At 73.3% G+C, this 19,765-nt stretch carries 17 protein-coding genes; 10 read left to right on the top strand and 7 right to left on the bottom strand.

Annotation, left to right across the window (positions count from 1 at the left end; all coding sequences use genetic code 11):
* Window positions 1-48: 48 nt before the first annotated feature.
* Together CcI49_RS06590 and erpA are read right to left on the bottom strand one after the other, a co-directional pair.
* Complete coding sequence (locus CcI49_RS06590; RefSeq protein WP_054566693.1) at window positions 49-1,029, bottom strand: carbohydrate kinase family protein; 981 nt, start codon at window positions 1,027-1,029, stop codon at window positions 49-51.
* A 252-nt stretch (window positions 1,030-1,281) separates the two neighbouring features.
* Window positions 1,282-1,644, bottom strand: coding sequence for an iron-sulfur cluster insertion protein ErpA (erpA, locus tag CcI49_RS06585; RefSeq protein ID WP_054566692.1), 363 nt, complete (start codon window positions 1,642-1,644; stop codon window positions 1,282-1,284).
* 670 nt (window positions 1,645-2,314) lie between these two features.
* Here erpA and nadA point away from each other — a divergent pair.
* The 3 genes from nadA to CcI49_RS06570 all read left to right on the top strand — a co-directional run bounded on the left by nadA (window position 2,315) and on the right by CcI49_RS06570 (window position 5,219).
* The gene (gene nadA, locus CcI49_RS06580) at window positions 2,315-3,502 is read left to right on the top strand and encodes a quinolinate synthase NadA (protein WP_076825283.1); all 1,188 of its coding nucleotides are present in this window, start codon (window positions 2,315-2,317) and stop codon (window positions 3,500-3,502) included.
* Window positions 3,502-4,134, top strand: a complete 633-nt coding sequence (locus tag CcI49_RS06575; RefSeq protein ID WP_076825051.1) for a DUF3043 domain-containing protein — start codon at window positions 3,502-3,504, stop codon at window positions 4,132-4,134. Before nadA ends, CcI49_RS06575 begins: the two co-directional genes overlap by 1 nt.
* 107 nt (window positions 4,135-4,241) lie before the next feature.
* Window positions 4,242-5,219 (top strand): aldo/keto reductase family protein, encoded by a 978-nt coding sequence (locus CcI49_RS06570; protein ID WP_054566691.1) that lies wholly within the window; start codon window positions 4,242-4,244, stop codon window positions 5,217-5,219.
* A gap of 67 nt (window positions 5,220-5,286) precedes the next feature.
* On the opposite strand, the gene CcI49_RS06565 is transcribed toward CcI49_RS06570, so the two are convergent.
* The 3 genes from CcI49_RS06565 to CcI49_RS06555 form a co-directional block, all read right to left on the bottom strand.
* A complete protein-coding gene (locus tag CcI49_RS06565; protein WP_054566690.1) occupies window positions 5,287-5,838 on the bottom strand; it encodes a TetR/AcrR family transcriptional regulator in 552 nt (183 codons plus the stop codon).
* A 137-nt stretch (window positions 5,839-5,975) separates the two neighbouring features.
* The gene (locus CcI49_RS06560) at window positions 5,976-6,464 is read right to left on the bottom strand and encodes a nitroreductase/quinone reductase family protein (RefSeq protein WP_076825281.1); all 489 of its coding nucleotides are present in this window, start codon (window positions 6,462-6,464) and stop codon (window positions 5,976-5,978) included.
* A 180-nt stretch (window positions 6,465-6,644) separates the two neighbouring features.
* Complete coding sequence (locus CcI49_RS06555) at window positions 6,645-6,857, bottom strand: hypothetical protein (RefSeq protein ID WP_054566689.1); 213 nt, start codon at window positions 6,855-6,857, stop codon at window positions 6,645-6,647.
* 339 nt (window positions 6,858-7,196) lie between these two features.
* Here CcI49_RS06555 and CcI49_RS42450 point away from each other — a divergent pair, with 339 nt between their 5' ends.
* The gene (locus CcI49_RS42450; protein WP_198955462.1) at window positions 7,197-7,373 is read left to right on the top strand and encodes a hypothetical protein; all 177 of its coding nucleotides are present in this window, start codon (window positions 7,197-7,199) and stop codon (window positions 7,371-7,373) included.
* Window positions 7,374-7,408: 35 nt separating this feature from the next.
* Window positions 7,409-8,905: a bifunctional adenosylcobinamide kinase/adenosylcobinamide-phosphate guanylyltransferase gene (locus CcI49_RS06550; protein WP_076825050.1), complete on the top strand. Its 1,497-nt coding sequence runs from the start codon at window positions 7,409-7,411 to the stop codon at window positions 8,903-8,905.
* 119 nt (window positions 8,906-9,024) lie between these two features.
* On the opposite strand, the gene CcI49_RS44085 is transcribed toward CcI49_RS06550, so the two are convergent.
* Window positions 9,025-11,382 carry a WD40 repeat domain-containing protein gene (locus tag CcI49_RS44085; protein WP_076825049.1) on the bottom strand — a complete coding sequence of 786 codons (2,358 nt, stop codon included), beginning with the start codon at window positions 11,380-11,382 and terminating at the stop codon, window positions 9,025-9,027.
* A gap of 214 nt (window positions 11,383-11,596) precedes the next feature.
* On the opposite strand from CcI49_RS44085, the gene cobT reads away from it, so the two are divergent.
* Together cobT and cobS are read left to right on the top strand one after the other, a co-directional pair.
* Window positions 11,597-12,703, top strand: a complete 1,107-nt coding sequence (gene cobT, locus CcI49_RS06540; protein ID WP_347280106.1) for a nicotinate-nucleotide--dimethylbenzimidazole phosphoribosyltransferase — start codon at window positions 11,597-11,599, stop codon at window positions 12,701-12,703.
* Window positions 12,700-13,539, top strand: coding sequence for an adenosylcobinamide-GDP ribazoletransferase (cobS, locus tag CcI49_RS06535; protein ID WP_083473244.1), 840 nt, complete (start codon window positions 12,700-12,702; stop codon window positions 13,537-13,539). The genes cobT and cobS overlap by 4 nt, the downstream gene beginning before the upstream one ends.
* Before the next feature lie 39 nt (window positions 13,540-13,578).
* On the opposite strand, the gene gcvT is transcribed toward cobS, so the two are convergent.
* A complete protein-coding gene (gene gcvT, locus CcI49_RS06530) occupies window positions 13,579-14,691 on the bottom strand; it encodes a glycine cleavage system aminomethyltransferase GcvT (RefSeq protein WP_076825279.1) in 1,113 nt (370 codons plus the stop codon).
* Window positions 14,692-14,930: 239 nt separating this feature from the next.
* Here gcvT and CcI49_RS06525 point away from each other — a divergent pair, with 239 nt between their 5' ends.
* The 3 genes from CcI49_RS06525 to sucB all read left to right on the top strand — a co-directional run bounded on the left by CcI49_RS06525 (window position 14,931) and on the right by sucB (window position 19,735).
* Entirely contained in the window at window positions 14,931-16,520 is a 1,590-nt protein-coding gene (locus CcI49_RS06525; RefSeq protein WP_076825047.1) for a leucyl aminopeptidase, read from the top strand.
* Between the two features lie 329 nt (window positions 16,521-16,849).
* Window positions 16,850-18,232 (top strand): dihydrolipoyl dehydrogenase, encoded by a 1,383-nt coding sequence (lpdA, locus tag CcI49_RS06520; protein ID WP_076825046.1) that lies wholly within the window; start codon window positions 16,850-16,852, stop codon window positions 18,230-18,232.
* 84 nt (window positions 18,233-18,316) lie between these two features.
* The gene (gene sucB, locus CcI49_RS06515; protein WP_076825039.1) at window positions 18,317-19,735 is read left to right on the top strand and encodes a 2-oxoglutarate dehydrogenase, E2 component, dihydrolipoamide succinyltransferase; all 1,419 of its coding nucleotides are present in this window, start codon (window positions 18,317-18,319) and stop codon (window positions 19,733-19,735) included.
* The last annotated feature ends 30 nt before the right edge of the window (window positions 19,736-19,765 follow it).

Below are 19,765 nucleotides of genomic sequence, written 5' to 3'. Positions count from 1 at the left end.
CTCCGCCGGCAGGCACTCGCCCGCCGGCGGAGCCGAGCGCGGCTGTGCTCAGAGCGCGGGCAGGTGCCCGGCGATCTCGTCGGCGGCCGCTGCCCCGTACGCCTCGGTGAGCCGGTTCACGAACGTCTCGCGCTCCACCGTGTACTCCTGGGTGCCGACGGTCTCCAGCACCAGTGTCGCGAGCATGCACCCGGTCTGAGCGGCCCGCTCCAGCGACAGGCCCCAGGAGACACCGGAAAGGAAACCGGCCCGGAACGCGTCACCCACCCCGGTCGGATCGGCGGTGCTGAGCGCCGGAACAACCGAAACCTTGATCGCTTCTGCGCCGGCGGACTCGATGACGACACCGTCCTTGCCCAGTGTCGTCACCCGCACCTGGACGCGGCCGAGGATTTCCTCATCGGTCAGGCCGGTCTTGGAGGCCAGCAGCGCCTTCTCGTACTCGTTGCAGAACAGGTAGGCGGCACCGTCGATGAGCGAACGGATGCTCTCGCCGTCCATTGTCGCCAGCTGCTGGGACGGGTCCGCCGCGAAGGCGTAGCCACGCTCCCGGCACTCCTCGGTGTGGCGAATCATCGCCTGCGGGTCGTTGGGGCTGATCACCACGAGGTCGAGCCCACCGAAGCGCTCGGCGACGGGACGCAGCTCGATGCTCGACGCCTCGCTCATCGCGCCGGGGTAGAACGACGCGATCTGGCAGAGGTCGTTGTCCGTGGTGCACACGAACCGGGCGGTGTGCGCGATCTCGCTCACCCAGACCGAGGCGGTGTCGACGCCGTGCCGGTCGAGCCAGGAGCGGTAGTCGGCGAAGTCCTCACCGACCGCGCCGACCAGGATCGGATGAAGCCCCAGACGCCCCAGGCCGAAGCCGATGTTCGCCGCGACCCCACCGCGGCGGATCACCAGCTCGTCCACGAGGAAGGACAGCGAGACCCGCTCGAGCTGGTCCGCGAGCAGCTGCTCGGCGAACCGCCCCGGGAAACGCATGAGGTGGTCAGTGGCGATGGACCCAGTCACGGCGATACGCACGAGGACGCAGCCTACCGCCAGCGCTCACCCGGCCAGCAGGGACATCACCGCACCGTTCGGACGTGTGCCGAACATGCCCGCTTTCGTGCGTGTGTACCCGGAGAAATGACGGAACCCGGCGTGACAGACGGCGTCACGCCGGGTTCCGTTTCTGGCTGTGCTGAGCTACTGACTCCGACCGGAGCCGGCACGGTGCGGGGACCGCCGGGACGCCCCGACCACTCCGGTGCCGATCAGCCGATCATCGGCCGATCAGTGGAAGGAGTCTCCACACGCGCAGGAGCCCTGCGCGTTCGGGTTGTCGATCGTGAAGCCCTGCTTCTCGATGGTGTCGACGAAGTCGATCGTCGCGCCACCGAGGTACGGGAAGCTCATCCGGTCCACCGCGACCTTGACTCCGGAGAAGTCGAGGACGGTGTCACCGTCGAGCTGGCGCTCGTCGAAGAAGAGCTGGTACCGCATGCCCGAGCAGCCGCCTGGCTGCACGGCGATCCGGAGCTGGAGGTCGTCCCTCCCCTCCTGCTCGAGCAGGGTCCTCACCTTGCCGGCGGCCGTGTCGGTGAGAACGACGCTGCTCGGCCTGGTCTCGGTCTCGGTTGTGTCCTGCACGGTCATAGGGGCTGCTCCCTGCCCTTGTGGACGTGCCTGGTTCACCAGGCTTCCTGGTACCCAAGGCGGCCGTACGCGGGAAGTGGCGCCGGGCGACGCCTCCCCACGGGCGACACACCTGCCGTGCCGCCGTTCTTGCTCAACACCGCGAGCAAGGATCCGCTTCCCATCGTAGCCAGCGACCTGGACGTCGGCCACGACGCGCAAGTGACATGCGTCCTTGATCTCGGGGCCGACCGCCCCAAGTTCGCGCAGACCAGGCGATCCGGAGTTAGAGTCTGAACGACCATTAGCACCCGGAGCTGTTCGGCACACTGTTGTGACCGGCACGTTTTCGGCGTCCGGCACGTTTTCCGTGACCAGCCCGGCCCCTGTGGCTGGCCCGGTTCCCGGGCCGGCGTGGTTCCCGGGCCGGTCTCGCGGTCGGCACGGGTTTCGCGGCCCGCGAACAGCCGAGCGGCACGGTCCGGCGATGGCCCGCCAGGCCGGACCCGCCCCCGACCCGACCGACTCGACCGATCCGACCGACCGACCCAACCCGATCGACCCCCGCCACCGACCCACCACGACGAACCGGCCACCACGACGAACCGGCCACGACGAAGAACCGGCCACGACGAACCAGCCACGAGCAGCGAGCGGCGGCGGCCCACCGGGCCAGCCCGAAGGAGCGGACATGACTGTCAACCCAGCCCTGGAACGCCTGGGCGTCACCGCCTCACCGCTCGCGCTGCTGCTGCTCGGGCGGGACTCCGACCCCGGCAGCGAGCGGGGTGTGGAGTGCCCCGGCGATCTCCCGCCGGCGGCCGACCCCGKACTGGCCGAGCGGGCCCGGGAGGCCAAGGCGGCCCTCGGCGACGACGTGTTCGTCCTGGGGCACCACTACCAGCGCGACGACGTCATCGCGTTCGCCGACGTCACCGGGGACTCGTTCAAGCTCGCCCAGCAGGCGGCGGCGCGGCCGGCGGCCAGCTCGATCGTGTTCTGCGGCGTGCACTTCATGGCGGAGAGCGCGGACATCCTGACCGCGGACCACCAGCGGGTGATCCTTCCCGACCTCGCCGCCGGCTGCTCGATGGCCGACATGGCCACCGCCGAGCAGGTCGCGCAGGCCTGGGACGACCTGCTCGACGCGGGCGTCGCCGCGGACACCGTTCCGGTCAGCTACATGAACTCCTCCGCCGCGATCAAGGCCTTCACCGGGCGCCACGACGGGACGATCTGCACCTCGTCCAACGCCGAGCGGGCGCTGGGCTGGGCGTTCGGCGAGCGGCGCGGTCAGCGGGTGATCTTCCTGCCCGACCAGCACCTGGGGCGCAACACCGCCATCGACAAGCTGGGCATGTCCGAGGCCGACTGCGTGGTCTACGACCCGCGGCGGCCCGGCGGCGGGCTGACCCGCGCCCAGCTGCGGGACGCGCGGATGATCCTCTGGCGCGGCCACTGCTCGGTGCACGGCCGTTTCACCCGGGAGTGTGTGGACGAGGTACGCAACCGCGTTCCGGGGGTACAGGTCCTGGTGCACCCCGAGTGCCGGCGTGACGTCGTCGAGGCCGCCGACCTGGTCGGTTCCACCGAATACATCATCAAGGTGGTGGACGAGGCCCCGCCCGGGGCCATGTTCGCGGTGGGAACCGAGCTGAACCTGGTACAACGGCTGGCGAACCGTCATCCTGACAAGAAGATCGTCTTTCTCGACCGTACGGTGTGCTTCTGCTCCACGATGAACCGCATCGACATGCCGCACCTCGTGTGGACGCTCGAGGCACTCGCTCGTGGGGAGACCGTGAACCGCATCACCGTCGACCCCGAGGTCGCGACCTACGCCCGAAAGGCCCTTGACCAGATGTTGGCTCTGCCCTGATGGCCCTGCTGAAGAGGCGGAACACCGAGTCCGAGGCGGACTCGCCGGTCGGCGACGAGCCGGTGCCGGCGTCCGCCCGGGCCGGTGGTGACTCCGCCGAGAACGCCCGGGTCACCGCCGGGAAGGGGCGGCCGACCCCGAAGCGGTCGCAGGCGCGGGCCGCGCGGCCGCGCGGCGGCGCCGGGGCGGTGCGCGCCGCGACCGGCAAGGAGGGCCGGCGGCTGCAGCGCGCCGAGCGGCGCGAGCAGAGCCAGCAGTACCGCTCGGCGATGATGTCCGGGGACGTCAACAAGCTCCCGCCGCGTGAGCGGGCGCCCGAGCGGGTGATCGCCCGTGACTTCGTGGACACCCGGTTCAACATCGGGCCGATCTTCCTGGCCGTCGCCCTGGTCTACTTCATCGGCGGCCTGGTGCCGAACTCCTACGTCCGGCTGACCGCGACCTATCTGATGCTGGTCGGGATCATCGCCGTCGTCGTGGACTCGATCGTGCTGGCGCGGCAGGTGAGCCGGCGGGTGGCGGAGAAGTACCCGGACTCCCGGGTGAAGGTGCGGGCCTACTCGGCACAGCGTGCGCTGCTGCCGCGCCGCTGGCGGATGCCCCGTCCCCGGGTCTCCCGGTCGGACCGCTGACCCGCGCGCCCGCAGCCGCGCCGCTGCACTTGGCCCTGCTCCTGCTCGCAGGCAGAACGCGCCAGGAGACGGCGAGGCGGCGGGCGATCGTGTGAAAGGGTTCGGCTGTGAAGCATCGACGCCTCGGTAACAGCGGACTGTCGGTCAGCGAGATCTCCTACGGCAACTGGATCACCCATGGTGACCAGATCGAGGCCGACGCCGCGACCGCCTGCGTGCACGCGGCCCTCGACGCGGGGATCACCACCTTCGACACCGCGGACGTCTACGCCCAGACTCGCGCCGAATCCGTCCTCGGTGCGGCCCTCGCCGGTGTGCGGCGAGAGTCCTACGAGCTGTTCACCAAGGTCTTCTGGCCGACCGGGCCTGGTGAGAACGACAAGGGGCTGGGCCGCAAGCACATCATCGAGTCGGCGCACAACTCGCTGCGCCGGCTGGGAACCGACCACATCGATCTCTACCAGGCCCACCGCTACGACCCGACGGTGCCGTTGGAGGAGACGCTGCGCGCCTTCGACGACCTGGTACGCGCCGGCAAGGTGCTCTACGTCGGCGTCTCGGAGTGGACGGCGGCGCAGATCGCCGACGCGGTGCGGATCGCCGGTGAGCTGGGCCTGGACCGGATCATCTCCAACCAGCCGCAGTACTCGATGCTGTACCGGACCATCGAGGCCGAGGTCGTCCCCACCTCGCGGGAGCTGGGCATCTCGCAGATCGTCTGGTCGCCGATCGCCCAGGGTGTGCTGACCGGCAAGTACCTGCCGGGCAGCCCGCCACCGGCCGGCAGCCGTGCGACGGGCGGCACCGGAGCCGGCTTCATCGCCCGTTTCATGACGGACGAGGTCCTGACCGCGGTCCAGGACCTGCGCCCGATCGCGGCGGATGCCGGCCTGACGATGGCGCAGCTCGCGGTCGCCTGGGTCCTGCAGAACGACAACGTGGCCTCGGCCATCGTCGGGGCCACCCGGCCCGAGCAGGTCAAGGACAACGTCGGGGCCAGCGGGGTGGTCCTGGAACCGGCCCTGCTCGCCCGGATCGACAAGGCCCTCGCCTCGGTCGCGACCACGGGGCCCGAGGGCGCCTGAGCCGCGCGATGCCCGCCGCCCGGTGCGGGTGCCGGGTCCCGTCCGGTGCGGGTGTCTGAGGGCACCCTCACCGGGCGGTGAACGCCCTGGCCAGCGCCGCCCAGGTCCGGTCCAGATCCGACCCGGGCAGGAACCGGCCGGCGAGCTCCAGCAGCACCGTGCCGTGCGCCGCCGCCCACAGCGCCTGGGCCAGGTAGGGCTCTCCGGTGGCTCGGTAGAACGGCTCGCCCGACCAGTCCTCGAGCCCCGGTGTCAGGTCGGTCCGCCCGAGCGGGTCGACCGCCGTCAGCCGGTAGAGGTTCGGCCGTTCCAGCGCGTACCGGCGGTACTCGGCCAGCAGCCGGGCCACGACGTCGCCCGGCCCGGATGCGTCCACCACCCGGTGCATCGCGTCGCCGATCTCCCAGAGCGCGGTCTCGACCAGCGCGGCCTCGACCGCGGGCTTGCCGGGCAGGTGCTTGTACAGCGACGGCGCCCGGATGCCGAGCACCTCCCCGAGGCGGCGCATCGTGAGCGACTGCGCACCTTCGTCCTCCAGTAGTCGCAGTGCCGCCTGCAGGATCTCGGTGACCCGGGCGGAGCGGGCCGGTGGCACCGGCCGCGGCGCGATCCGCGCCACGGGAAGCGCCGCGCCCGCAGCCCCCGCGCCCGCAGCCCCCGCGCCCGCAGCCGCCGTGCTCGCAACGACAACGCCCACGGCATCTGTGCTCACCGCAGCCCCTTCCCTCGCCCGCCGTCCACAGACCGCCGCCCGGCTCACCGCAGCGGCGTGAGGGCGAACACCGGATGGCGCGGCGCGATGCGGGCGAGCTCCTCGTCCGAGGACTCCGGACCCACGCCTTCGAAGAACGCGCCGACCTCCGCCTTCCACTTCACCAGATAGGCGCGCAGCACCGGGACCTGCTCCGGGCCGGTCAGCTCGACCGCCCGGTAGCTCGACCGCCGGCGCCCCAGTACCAGCGCCAGCTCGCCGTCGGCGGCACGCACGTTGCGGACCCACTGGCCGTGGCCCCGCGCCGAGACGAGGTACTGACGCCCGTCCAGGGTCAGGAGGTTCACCGGCACCCGGCGGATCTGGCCCGAGGAACGGCCGCGAACCTCCAGCATCCGGCTGCCCCACACGCTCAGCCCGAGCCCGTTGACCAGCGCCACCGTACGGTTGGCCACGTTCCTGGTGAACCAGCCGGGCTGACGGTAGTGCCGGGCACCGCCCGCGTTCGCCGCACTGTCCGTGTTCGCACTCATGATCGACGCCTCGTTTCCGGGTGCTTCACCCATCGGTCAGCTAACACTGTTAGCCGATGTCTGAAGCTAACAGTGTTAGCCGACTGGGTGTCAACCCCTTCGGGCCCGATCGTTGTGACTTTCCCGGTGAGCTCTGCTACCTGCCGAGCCCGGGTCCGCGGGAGGCGGGGATACGGCCGCTCAGGTCACCGGCCGCAGGCTCATCGGCCCGTAGACGCGGGTGCCCGACTCCATCAGGCTCACCTGCGTCACCCCCTTGTCCAGCAGGTCGTGCCACAGCTCACCGATCCACGTCTCGGCGTCGCCCTGGCTCGTGAACGACTCCGATCCGTTCGCACCGTCCACCGCGACGACCGAGCCATCCTCTGCCTCGTACCGCCAAGTCCAGCTCACGGTCCACGTCCTTCCCGACGTCCGGCGGCGTCGACCGCCCGGCCGGGGCCACCACAGACCCCGGGAGATGCCCATTACCCCATCCAAGCGCGCGCGACCCGCGGATGAGTGCCACATGCCACGTGCACGCCACGGACGCTCCGTGCACCTCTCGGCCTGCGGCGACCGGTGCTCCTTCGGACAAGAGCGGCATCAGTGGCCCGCGGGTCGGTAACGTCGGTTCCGGCCGCGCCCCGACGCGCGCGGCCCCGGCCCGGTGCCGGCTCCACCGAGTGAGACCACACGGTTCGAGCCCGAAGCAGTTCCGCTCGTCAGAGATCGTCAGAGAGGATGGCAGCAGTGACTCCCGCCTACACCGCCGCGGCGGTACTCGCCGAGACAGCCGAGCACCACGAGGAGGGCATGGTGTGGTGGGCCGCCGCCCTGCTCACCTTCGGCGCGATCGCCGCGCTCGCCGTGGTCCTGACCCTGATGACGCTCTGGGAGCGCAAGCGCCACCCGCACGCCCACCACTGATCACTGCCGATCACCGACGAAGGGCCAGGGGCGCGGTGCGGCTCACCCTGCTGGGAACGGGTTCGGCCGACGGATGGCCGAACCCGTGGTGCGAGTGCGCCTCCTGTGTGTGGGCCCGCACGCATCAGCCACGTGGCCAGAGCGCCGTCCTCGTCGACGATCGTCTCCTGATCGACTTCGGGCCGGACGTCCCCCGCGCGGCGGCGCGGTTCGGGGTGAGCCTCGCGGGCCTGCGCCACCTCCTGGTGGGGCATGCCCATCCGGACCACCTCGGCCCGGAGGCGCTGATGTGGCGCTCCTGGTCCACCGTCGCGGACCAGCCGCTCGACGTGCTGGCTCCCCCCGCGGCGCTGGAGGTCTGCCGGGCCTTCATCCGCCGCTGGGAGGGCCGGGAACCCGGCGCGGACGGTTCGCCGCTGCGCCTGCTGACCGCCACCGCCGGCGAGCCCGTCGAACTCGGCCGGGGGGACGAGCCGCGCTACCTGGTGCGTCCGGTGGCCGCCCGGCACGGCGACGCCGACATCGGGCCGGCGGTGCTCTTCGACGTCACCACCCCGGACGGATCACGGCTGCTGTACGGCTGCGACACCGCCGCGCCGCTGCCGCCACAGACACTGACCGCACTCGCCGGCCGCGCGTTCGACGTCGTGCTGCTGGAGGAGAACAACGGCGACCGCCCCGGCTTCGGCGAGCACCTGGACCTGCCCTCGTTCGCCCGGCTCGTCGCCGAGCTGCGCGAGCTCGGGGCCGTCGTCGAGTCCACCAGGGTGCTCGCCGTCCATCTGAGCCACCGCAACCCGCCCGGCGACGAGCTGGCGCGGCGGCTGCACGACCTCGGTGCCGAGGCCCCACCCGACGGCACCATCCTGGACGTCCCACCACGCGCGCCCTCGAGGGCACCGTCGGTGGCACGGTCCGTGTCTCAGTCCGTGGCGCCGTCGGGATCGGACCCGGGGCGACCACCCGAACCGTCGAACCGGTCGGTGAGCCGGCCGGAGCCACCGACACCGCCGCGGCGGGTCCTGGTCACCGGCGGCACCCGGTCGGGCAAGTCCGCGCACGCCGAGCACCGGCTGCTCGCCGAGCCGGCCGTCCTCTATGTCGCCACCAGCCGGCCCGCGGACGGATCCGACCCCGACTGGGCGGCCCGGATCCAGGCCCACCGCGACCGCCGGCCGCCGGGCTGGAGCACCGTGGAGACCCTCGATCTCGAGCCGCTGCTGCGCTCGCCCGGCCCCGCGCTGCTCATCGACAGCGTCTCGCTGTGGGTCGCCGCGCGGCTGGATGAGGACGAACCGGACTTCGAAGCGTCCGTGCACGGCCTGGTCGAGGCCTGGCGTGACGCGCGGCGGCGGGTGGTGGCGGTGACGGACGAGGCCGGCTCGGGCCCGGTGGCGCCTACCGCGGTGGGGCGCCGGTTCGTCGACCGCCTCGGCGAGGTCAACTCCCGGCTCGCGGCCGAGGCGGACGAGGTCTGGCTGTCCGTGGCCGGCCTGCCCGTCCGGCTACGCCCCGCCGAACCCGCCAGCTGACCAGGCCGGTCGCAGGCAGGCAGGTCGGAGGCAGGCAGGCCGGCCGGCCGGCAGGTCGGCCGGCAGAGCACGCGGGCGCGGCCCGCGGGATCTCGGCGGCGTCCGTGGCGTCAGCGCCGTCAGTCGTGCAGGAACGAGTACAGGTACAGCCCGGACGAGCCGGCCACCACCAGGCCGGTGCCGTCGGGCAGCCAGGCGCAGCCGCGGGCCGTGCCCTCGAACCGCATCATCGCGCCGCAGGTCCACGTCCGCGGATCCCAGATCCGCACCGACCCGTCGCCACCCGCGCTGGCCAGCCAGGACCCGTCCGGCGCGAAGCTCACCTCCCGGACGGCCTGCGTGTGGCCCTCGAGCACGGTCAGCGTCCGGCCGGTCGCGACGTCCCAGATCCGCACGGTGTGGTCCTGCCCGGCGGAGGCCAGCAGCCGGCCGGCCGAATCGGTCGCGAGCCCGAGCACCGGCCCGTGGTGGCCACGCAGCACCGCCCGCTGCTCGAGGGTCACCACATCCCACACCCGCACGGTCGCGTCGTCGGCGCCGGAGGCGAGCCATGTCCCGTCCGGGCCGGCGACGCAGGCCGGCACCCGCGCGGTGTGGCCGGTGAAGGTCGCCATCCACTCGCCGGACTCGGCGTCCCACAGCCGCACCGAGTCGTCCTCGCAGCCGCCCGCGACCCAGGTTCCGTCCGCGGCCACGGCGAAGCCGAGGATCGCCACGTCCGCGGTGAGCACCGCCCGCACCGTCCCGGTGGCCGGCTCCCAGAGCCGCAGCGCGTTCGGCTGGGCCGGCACGACGGCCCAGCACCCGTCCGGGTCACTGCGGCATCCCCGGGCCGGGCCAGGCAGCCCCGTCATCGCCGCGCCTGGCTCACCGGTCACGAGGTCCCAGGCGGTGACGGTTCCGTCGTCGCTGGACGACACGACGTAGCCAGCCGCGCCCGCCGCGGCACCGCCGAGACAGCCCGCGGCACCGTCGAGGCCGGAACCGCCGTAACCACCGAAACCGCCGGCACCGCCGAAACCGCCGGCACCGCCGTGGCCAGCGCGGTCGCCGCCGGCCGCGGTGGCGCGCACGACGACGGCGCACCCCCGGGTGCCCTCGTTGCGTTCCGCGGTCGGCATCCGAGGCAGCTCCCCCCGGGTGCTCCAGAGCCGGATCGTGCCGTAACGGCCGCCTGAGGCGATCCAGGAGCCGTCCGGGGCGACGACGCAGGCCCTGGTACCGACCGCCCCGGTCAGTTCGGCCCACTGGGTACCGTCGCCGGGGTCGCGCACCGCGATCACATCCCCTTCCGGCGCGACGGCGAAGGCGCCGTCCGGGGCGAGGGCACAGGCGTGGACCGGGCGCCCGCCGTCGCTGATCGTGGCGACCTGTCGGCCGGTGACCGTGTCCCACCGGCGCAGCGTGCCGTCCTCCCCGGCCGAGACCAGCCAGGATCCGTCCGGGCCGTAGGCCAGCGCGAGCACCGGCCCGAGATGACCGGGCAGGCGGCTGCCGGCGGCGCCGGTGCGCAGGTCGACCGGCCAGATGGCTCCGTCGTCACCGGCGACGACGACCCTCGTCGGGTCCGGGCCGACCGCGCAGCAGCGCAACGGTCCCACCGCCACCGGCACGGTCAGCTTCGGGCTGCCCGTGGCGACATCCCAGGTCCGCAGCGTCCCGTCGGAGCCGACCGCCACCACCGAGCGGCCGTCGAGGCTCACCGCGACGCCGTTCACCGGGCCCCGGTGGCCGCGCAGGACGAGGCGGGCGGGGCACCCCGCACCGACCATCCCGTCCACCTCGGCCACCTCGGCCGCGCGGTGCGCGCCGGATGCCCGGGATCCCTCGTCCGGGACGTCCCAGATCCGCACGGTGCCGTCGAGGCCCGCGGAGGCCAGCCAGCCGCCGTCCGGGGCGATGGCACAGCTCAGCACGTTGCCGGTGTGCCCGGTGAACATCGACCGCGCGACGCCCGTGCCGACCGTCCAGGTCCGCAGCGTCCCGTCCGTCCCGGCGGAGGCCAGCCAGGAGCCGTCGGGTGCGACGGCCAGCGCGTGCACCTGCCCGCGGTGGCCGGCCAGCACCCGCCGCAGCGCCGGGTGTGGCTGGTCGGGCAGCGGCCACCGGTTGACCAGCCGCGGACCGGCGAGCTCACGGGCCAGCGCCGCCCGCGCCGGCTCCAGTGCGCGGACGCCGTCCAGCCGACTCAGCACAATCGCGCCGAGCGCTCCGGCCGGCGTGGTCGGGGCGAGCAGATGCGCGTTCTGCCCGAGCGCCCGGGCCAGCGCGGGGGCGAACTCCCGGCACAGCCCGTCGACCTCGTCGCGGTCCAGCTCACCGGTGGCGGACCAGTAGGCCGCCAGGACGTCCCGACCGATCGCGGCATCCTCGCCGACCACCGCACGCTCCAGGTACCGCCGCAGGTCCTCGCCGGTCAGCCGGCCGAGGCCCCCCGCCGAGACGGTCGGCTGACCGGGCGGCGGGGCGGCAGACACATCCGGCAAATTACCGGAACACCCTGCGCCCGGCGGGCCGGACGACACAGTGGGACCACCTGCTGACGCGGACCTGTCCCGGCACCTGGCCGAGGTCGGATGAAGGTGGTCCATCAGGTAATAAGGACCTGTGGACATCACCCCGGCCGGATCCGCCCCGCAGCCGCCGACCTCGACCACCTTTCCGGACGTACCGGAACTCGACCAGGAGGCCATGGCGGCCGCGCGCAGGCGCCACGGCATCCTCACCAAGCCGCCGGGCGCGCTCGGCCGCCTCGAGGACCTGTCGATCTGGCTCGCGGGCGTGCAGGGAACCTGCCCACCCCGGCCACCCGGCCGCATCCGGGTGATCGTCATCGCCGGTGATCACGGCATCGCGGCCGCCGGCGTGTCGGCGTTCCCGTCGGAGGTCACGGCGCAGATGGTGGCGAACTTCGCCGCCGGCGGCGCGGCCGTCAACGTGCTGGCGCGCCAGGTCGGCGCGTCGGTCCGGGTGGTGGACGTCGCCGTCGACACACCGGAGCCGACCGCCCCGGGCGGCGTCGACGGCACAGCACCACCCGAGCGGTACCGGATCCGCCGCGCGAGCGGGCGGATCGACCAGGATGACGCGCTCACCCCGGCCGAGGTCTCCGCGGCGTTCGCCGTGGGCCGGCTGATCGCGGACGAGGAGATCGACGCCGGCGCGGATCTGCTCATCCCCGGTGAGATGGGCATCGGCAACACCACCGCGGCGGCGGCGGTGATCGGCACCCTGCTCGACCTGGAGCCGGCCGAGGTGGTCGGGCGCGGCACCGGCATCGACGACCAGCGATGGATGATCAAGGTCGCCGCGATCCGGGACGCGATGCGGCGAGCCCGGCACGCCGGCAACGCGCTGTCGGTGCTGCGGGTCGCCGGTGGGGCGGATCTCGCCGCGCTCGCYGGCCTCCTCGTCCAGGCGGGGGTCCGGCGCACACCGGTCGTCCTCGACGGAGTGATCGTCTGCGCGGCGGCGCTGGCCGCCGAGACCATCGTTCCGGGCGCGCGGCAGTGGTGGATCGCCGGCAGCCGCTCCCCCGAGCCGGCGCAGCGGTTCGTCCTCGACCGGCTCGGGCTCGAGCCGCTCGTGGACGCCGGACTGCGCCTCGGCGAGGGCACCGGCGCCCTGCTGGCCGTGCCGATGCTGCTGGCGGCGCAGCGCACCCTCGCCGAGATGGCGACCTTCGACCAGGCCGGCGTCAGCAGCGGGAAGAGCGACCCGTCCGGCCCGGCCCCCAGCGAAAGCGAGGGCTCGGGCGACGGGCTGGCCGCCGACGGCACCAGCACCGACGCCCCGTGACCGCCCCGGTGATCGGGGTGCGTGCGGCCGTCACCCTGCTCACCGTGGTGCCGATCCGCGGCCCCGAGCGCCTGGACCGCACCACCGCCAGGCGCGCCATGCTGGCGGCTCCGGCGGTCGGGTTCGCGCTCGGCTTCGTCTGCGCCCTGGTGGTGCTGGGTCTGCGGGTCATGACGAAGCCACCGGGCGAACGCCCGCAGACGCTGCTTCCCGCTGTCGTCGGCCTCGCGCTGATCGCGCTGCTCACCCGCGGCCTGCATCTGGACGGGCTGGCGGACGTGGCCGACTCCTTCGGCGTCCGCGGCGGCCGTGACCGGATGCTCGCCGTCATGCGGGAGTCGACCATCGGTGCCTTCGGCGCGATCACCGTGCTGTTCGTGGTGCTCATCCAGGTCTCGGCGCTGAGCGTCGCGATCAGCGCGCACCGGGGCACCGTGTCGATCCTGGTCGCGGCGATGACCAGCCGGCTCGCCGCGACCTGGTCCTGCGTCGAGCGGACACCGGCAGCACGGCCGGACGGCCTCGGCGCGCTGGTCGCGGGCACGGTGCGCCGCCGCGACGCGACAGCGGCCACCGCAGGTGTGCTGCTGGTGGCCGCGCTGGCCGGGCGGTTCGACTTCCACGGTGGCGACGACGGCAGGGCCGTCCGCGCCGTGGTGGCCGTGGTGGTCGGGCTCGCCGCGGCGTTGCTGGTCCGCCACCGCCTCGTCCGCCGCTTCGGTGGCATCACCGGCGACACGCTCGGCGCGACGATCGAGATCACCCTCATGGTCTGCCTGCTGACGATGGCCATGACGATCCCGACGTCGATCCTGCGGTTCCTCGGCCTCGCCTAGCGTGCAGCGGCCACCCGTGGGTCGCCGCTGCCGCAACCGCTACCGCGGGGAGGCGGAGACGAACGGGGGGCGGACCACCGTCATCGACGAGACCCTGCCGCGGACGTCCACCGTCACGGTGTCGCCCGCGGTCACCGACTGGTCGAGCAGGGCGAGGCCGATGCCCTGACGCAGCGTCGGCGAGAACGTGCCGCTGGTGACCTCGCCGACCTCGGCGCCACCGGCACCGGTCACCCGCATGTGCGGGCGCGGGATGCCGCGGTCGTTCGAGCGCAGGCCCCACAGCGAGCGGGCCGCGCCGGCCGCGCGCTCGGCGAGCAGCGCCTCGCGGCCCCAGAAGGCCGGCTTGTCCCAGCCGACCGCCCAGCCGGAACGGGCCTGCACGGGCGAGATCGACAGCGACAGGTCCTGGCCGTGCAGCGGGTAGCCCATCTCGGTCCGCAGCGTGTCGCGGGCACCGAGGCCACACGCAAGACCACCGACGCCGGCCGCCGCCGCCAGCACCTCGTCCCACAGCGGCACCGCGTCCTCCCAACGAGGCAGCAGCTCGAAACCGATCTCGCCGGTGTAGCCCGAGCGGCAGACGACGACCGGACGGCCCTTCCAGTCGGCGTCGGCGAAGCTCATGTAGGCGCCGTCGGCCGGCAGCCCCAGCGCGGCGAGGACCTGGACCGAGGCCGGGCCCTGCACGGCGAGGACGCCGTGGTCGGTGTGCAGATCCGTCACCGCCACCCCTGACGGCGCGGCCGCGGCCAGCCGCCGGACGACCTCGGCGGTGTTCGCGGCGTTCGGGACCAGGAACACGTCGTCATCGGCGTAGAAGTAGGCGATGAGGTCGTCGACGACACCGCCGGTCTCGTCGCAGCACAACGTGTACTGCGCCTGACCGGGACCGATCCGGCGCAGGTCGTTGGTCAGGCACGAGTTGACGAAGTCGACCGCGCCGGCGCCGCGCACACGGGCCTTGCCCAGATGGCTGACGTCGAAGACACCGACGGCGGAACGCACGGCGGCGTGCTCGGCCAGCACCCCGCGGCCCGCGTACTCGATCGGCATCTCCCAGCCGCCGAAGCCGGCCATCTTCGCACCCAGCTCGACGTGCCGCTCGTACAGCGGCGACCGACGCAGCTCTGTTCTGGCGCCCTCTGTCATGGCGGCAGCGTAGCGGTCCGGCGGGCCGCGCCGTCGCCGACGGCGGATGTCCCGGTCGACCACCGACCCCCGACCCGATGCCCGTCACACCCCGACCCGATGCCCGTCACGCCCCGGCAACAGGCCTGTCACGGCCTGGCAACCGGCCTGTCACAGCCCGCGCAGAGGATCCCACCCGCCGCCACACGACGGCCACCGCCACCCGGGGCGCTGCCGGTCGGGCCCAATACGCTCAGGCCATGACCGTCACCTCTGTCGCCGCCACCGCGCTCACCGATCTCGACGTCGACGCGATCGTGGTCGGAATAGCCAAAGGCGCGGACGGCCCGGTGCCTCTCGGCGGGACCGGGCCGCTCGACTCCGCGCTCGGTGGCCGCCTCGCCCGGATCCTCGCCGATCTCGGGGCGACCGGCGCCGCGGGCGACACCGTGCGGTTCGCGACGCTGGGAACGCTGACGGCTCCGACCGTCCTCGCGGTCGGCCTCGGCGATCACAGCACGTTCCTGCGCGACGCGGAAACCGATCACGAGGCCCTGCGGCGCGCGGCCGGCGCGGCTGTCCGGGCACTCGCCGGAACGACCCGGGTCGCCACCACGCTGGCGCTCGCCGGCGGCGAGGCGAGCCCGTCGTCGCTGCGCGCGGCGGCCGAGGGATCGCTGCTGGGTGCCTATGCCTTCGACAGCCTGCGCGCCGCGTCGACCAGGCCGGCCCCCGTCCAGGAGATCGTCCTGGTGGTCGAGGAGCCGGCGGCCGTCGCCGCGGCCGAGGCCGCCCTGGCGCGGGCGGTGATCGTCAGCGAGTCCGTCGCGCTCGTCCGGGACCTGGTGAACACGCCGCCGAGCCACCTCTCCCCCGCCCGGCTGGCCGAGATCGCGGTCGAACGGGCTGGTGCCGTCGGTGTCGAGGTGACGGTCCTGGACGAGGATGCTCTCGCCGACGGGGCCTTCGGCGGCCTGCTCGGCGTCGGTCAGGGTTCGGTCAACCCGCCGCGGCTCATCCGCCTGCGCTACGCGGGCGCCGGCGAGAAGACCGCCGGCGAGGGCGACAGCGAGAGCACGGGCAGCGGTGACGGCGCCGCCGTCGCGGCCACCGGCCTCGCCCTGGTCGGCAAGGGCATCACCTTCGACTCCGGCGGCCTCTCGCTGAAGCCGCCGGTGGCCATGGAATGGATGAAGAGCGACATGGCCGGCGCGGCGTCCGTGCTCGCGTCGGTGATCGCCGCGGCCAGGCTGGGCCTTGCGATCAACCTGACCGGCTGGATGCCCTGCGCGGAGAACATGCCCTCCGGCGAGGCCATCCGGCCCTCCGACGTGATCACTCTGCGCGGCGGGAAGCGCGTCGAGGTGCTCAACACCGACGCCGAGGGACGGCTGGTTCTCGGTGATGCGCTCGCCCGCGCCAGCGAGGACCACCCGGCACTCATCGTGGACGTCGCCACGCTCACCGGCGCGCAGATCGTGGCCCTGGGCACCCGCACCAGCGGCGTCATGGGCCGCGGTGACGCACCGGACGCCGTCGTCACCGCCGCCGGGCGTGCGGGCGAGACGGTGTGGCCGATGCCGATGCCGGCGGAGCTGCGCAAGAGCCTCGACTCGGTGGTCGCCGACCTGACGAACGTCGCGCCCGGCGGCAACCGCGACGCCGGGATGCTGCTGGCCGCGCACTTCCTCGCCGCCTTCGTGCCCGAGGAGATCCCCTGGGCGCACGTCGACATCGCCGGCCCGTCCTGGAACGGCGGCGAGGCGTACGGCTACACGCCGAAGGGGGGCACGGGGGCGATCGTGCGCACCCTCGTCCAGCTGGCCGAGGACCGCGCGGCGACCTCCTGACCCCACCGGGTGGCGCTGTGTCACCCCGCCGGTCCGCGTGGTCACCCTGTGGGTTCGCGAGATCCGACCGGGCAGCCAGGTCGGGCCATCGGGGGTGAGCCGCGCCACATCTCGGTGGCGTGATGCGGCACAGTCGGCGTCGTGGAGCCCAGACAGGCCGCCTGCTCGTGAAAGACTGGACCCAGCCGGTACAGCTGTGCATGGGGGGCGTTCGTCCCCCCGATGCGCAGTCGTTCCGGCTGGGCTCACCGGCCATGACGACGGCCACGCTCCTGCCGCCGCCATGCCGGGACCCTGGCGTCCGCAAGTCGTCGAAGAAGGGACCTCGCGTGGCGGACACAGCGGCCGGTCCCGTCGATCTGGTCATCCTCGGTGGTGGCAGCGGCGGGTATGCCGCCGCGCTGCGGGCCGCGGAGCTGGGCCTGCGGGTCGTCCTGATCGAGAAGGACAAGCTCGGCGGCACCTGCCTGCACCGCGGCTGCATTCCGACCAAGGCGCTGCTGCACGCGGCCGAGGTGGCGGACACCGTCGCCGACAGCGCCGCCTTCGGGGTCCACGCGACACTGGGCGGTATCGACCCGGCCGGCGTGGCGCGATACCGCGACTCGGTCGTGGACGGTCTGTACAAGGGGCTCACCGGGCTGGTGCACTCCCGCGGCATCGAGGTCGTCGCCGGAGCCGGCCAGGTGGTGTCCCCGACGGCGGTGGCCGTCGGGGACCGGCTGATCGAAGGCCGACACCTTCTGCTCGCCACCGGTTCGGCGCCGCGGACCCTGCCCGGTCTCGAGATCGACCACCGCACGGTGATCGACAGCGACGACGCGCTGGCGCTGGGGCGGGTACCCGCGTCGGTGGTCGTCCTCGGTGGTGGCGCGATCGGGTGTGAGTTCGCATCGGTCTGGCGCTCGTTCGGCGCCGAGGTGACCATCGTCGAGGCCCTGCCCCATCTGGTGCCGGCCGAGGACGAGGCCAGCTCGAAGCTGCTCGAGCGCGCCTTCGGCCGGCGCGGCATCTCACTACGTCTCGGTGTGCCGTTCGCGGACGCGAAGACCACCGACCGGGGGGTCACGGTCGTCCTCGAGGACGGGGCGACCATCGACGCCGAGCTGCTCCTGGTGGCCGTGGGGCGCGGCCCGGTCTCCGCCGGGCTCGGCCTGGAGCGCATCGGCGTCACCACCGACCGCGGCCACGTCGTCGTCGACCCCCAGCTGCGGACGAACCTGCCGACGGTCTCCGCGCTCGGGGACCTTCGGCCGGGGCTCCAGCTCGCCCACGTGGCGTTCGCCGAGGGAATCCTGGTCGCGGAGCGGCTCGCGGGGCTCGACCCGGTGCCGGTCGACTACGTGAACGTTCCGCGGGTCACGTACTCACACCCCGAGGTGGCATCCGTCGGCCTGACCGTCGCCGCCGCGCGCAAGCGTTTCGGTGAAGTCGACACCGCCACCTATCACCTGGCAGGAAACGGCAAAGCACGGATCCTGCGCTCGTCGGGAGCGGTAACCGTGGTCTCGGCGCAGGACGGGCCCGTCCTCGGCGTCCACATGGTGGGCGACCGGGTGGGCGAGTTGATCGCCGAGGCCCAGCTCATCACCAACTGGGAGGYCTACCCGACCGACGTCGCCCAGCTGATCCACCCGCACCCGACCCTCTCCGAGGCGCTCGGTGAGGCGCACCTCGCTCTCGCCGGCAAGCCACTGCACGTCCACAGTTAGCCTGCGGTGCCCGCCGTTCGTCCCTGACAGCCCGACCGGGCAGCAGGGCACGACGTCGGGCGCGACGAAGGAGTCGTTGTCAGAATGTCAGTTTCCGTCACAATGCCCCGCCTCGGGGAGAGCGTCTCCGAGGGGACGGTCACCCGCTGGCTGAAGAAGGAAGGCGAGCGCGTCGAGGCCGACGAGCCGCTGCTGGAAGTGAGCACGGACAAGGTCGACACCGAGATCCCCGCGCCGGCCTCCGGCATCCTCGGTTCGATCAAGGTTGCCGAGGACGAGACCGTCGAGGTCGGCGTCGAACTGGCCGTGATCGAGGATGGGGCCGCTGCGGCTGCCGCCCCCAGCGCTCCGGCCGCGCAGCCCGCGCCCGCCCCCGAGCCGCCGAAGGCCGTCGCTCCCCCGCCGCCGCCCGCGCCCACCCCGGCTCCGCCGCCCCCGCCGGCCCCGGCACCGGCCCCCGCGCCGACCCCGCCACCGCCGCCGGCCCCCGCTCCGGTTCCGTCGCAGGCTCCGGTCGCGGCGAGCACCGCAGACGCCGGTGCCGACGGCCTCGGCCGGTACGTCACGCCGCTGGTCCGCAAGATGGCCGCCGAGCTGGGTGTCGACCTCGGCATCGTGACCGGCAGTGGGCCGGGGGGGCGCATCACCAAGCAGGACATCCAGGATGCGGCGAAGGCCGCGGCAGCCCCGCCGGCTCCCGCCGCGCACGTGCCCGCTCCCGTGCCCGCTGCCGCTCGCCCGGCGGCCGCGCCGGTGCCGGCCCCCGCGGCCGCCGCAGCCGCCCGTGGGCGCACCGAGAAACTCACCCGCCTGCGCTCGCTCGTCGCCCGCCGGATGGTCGAGTCGCTGCAGATCAGCGCGCAGCTCACGACCGTCGTGGAGGCCGACGTCACGCGCATCGCGAAGCTGCGCGACCGAGCCAAGGCCGCGTTCCTGGCCCGCGAGGGCGTGAAGCTCTCCTTCCTGCCGTTCTTCGCCGTGGCCGCCTGCGAGGCGCTGCGCGAGCACCCGGTGATCAACTCCAGCATCGATCTGGAGGGCGGCACGGTCACCTACCACGACGCGGAGAACCTGGGGATCGCGGTCGACACCGACCGCGGGCTGGTCGTCCCGGTCATCCACAACGCCAGCGACCTGAACCTCAGCGGCATGGCACGCAAGATCGACGAGCTCGCCGCCCGCACCCGCGCCAACCAGGTGTCTCCGGACGACCTGGGCGGTGGCACGTTCACGCTGACGAACACCGGCAGCCGGGGCGCGCTGTTCGACACCCCGATCCTCAACCAGCCTCAGGTGGCGATCCTGGGCACCGGGTCGGTCGTCAAGCGGCCGGCCGTCGTCACGGACCCGGAGCTCGGTGAGGTCATCGCGGTTCGGTCGAAGGTCTACCTGGCCCTGACCTACGACCACCGGATCGTCGACGGTGCCGACGCGGCCCGCTTCCTGACCGCGGTGGCGAGCCGGCTGGAGGAAGGTGCCTTCGAGGCCGAGCTCGGGCTGTAGCCGAGCGGTCAGGCCTGCACGTCAGGCCCG

This window comes from Frankia sp. CcI49 (genome assembly GCF_001983215.1).
GTDB lineage: Bacteria > Actinomycetota > Actinomycetes > Frankiales > Frankiaceae > Parafrankia > Parafrankia irregularis.
Note: the sequence above shows the minus strand (reverse complement) of the source record. Positions and strands in the feature narration are given on the sequence as shown.

Excerpts from the sequence above, each read along its gene's own strand:
- CcI49_RS06560 (WP_076825281.1), bottom strand. The coding sequence starts at position 6,464 with ATGAGTGCGAACACGGACAGTGCGGCGAACGCGGGCGGTGCCCGGCAC.
- CcI49_RS06575 (WP_076825051.1), top strand. The coding sequence starts at position 3,502 with ATGGCCCTGCTGAAGAGGCGGAACACCGAGTCCGAGGCGGACTCGCCG.
- gcvT (WP_076825279.1), bottom strand. The coding sequence starts at position 14,691 with ATGACAGAGGGCGCCAGAACAGAGCTGCGTCGGTCGCCGCTGTACGAG.
- CcI49_RS06525 (WP_076825047.1), top strand. The coding sequence starts at position 14,931 with ATGACCGTCACCTCTGTCGCCGCCACCGCGCTCACCGATCTCGACGTC.
- sucB (WP_076825039.1), top strand. The coding sequence starts at position 18,317 with ATGTCAGTTTCCGTCACAATGCCCCGCCTCGGGGAGAGCGTCTCCGAG.
- erpA (WP_054566692.1), bottom strand. The coding sequence starts at position 1,644 with ATGACCGTGCAGGACACAACCGAGACCGAGACCAGGCCGAGCAGCGTC.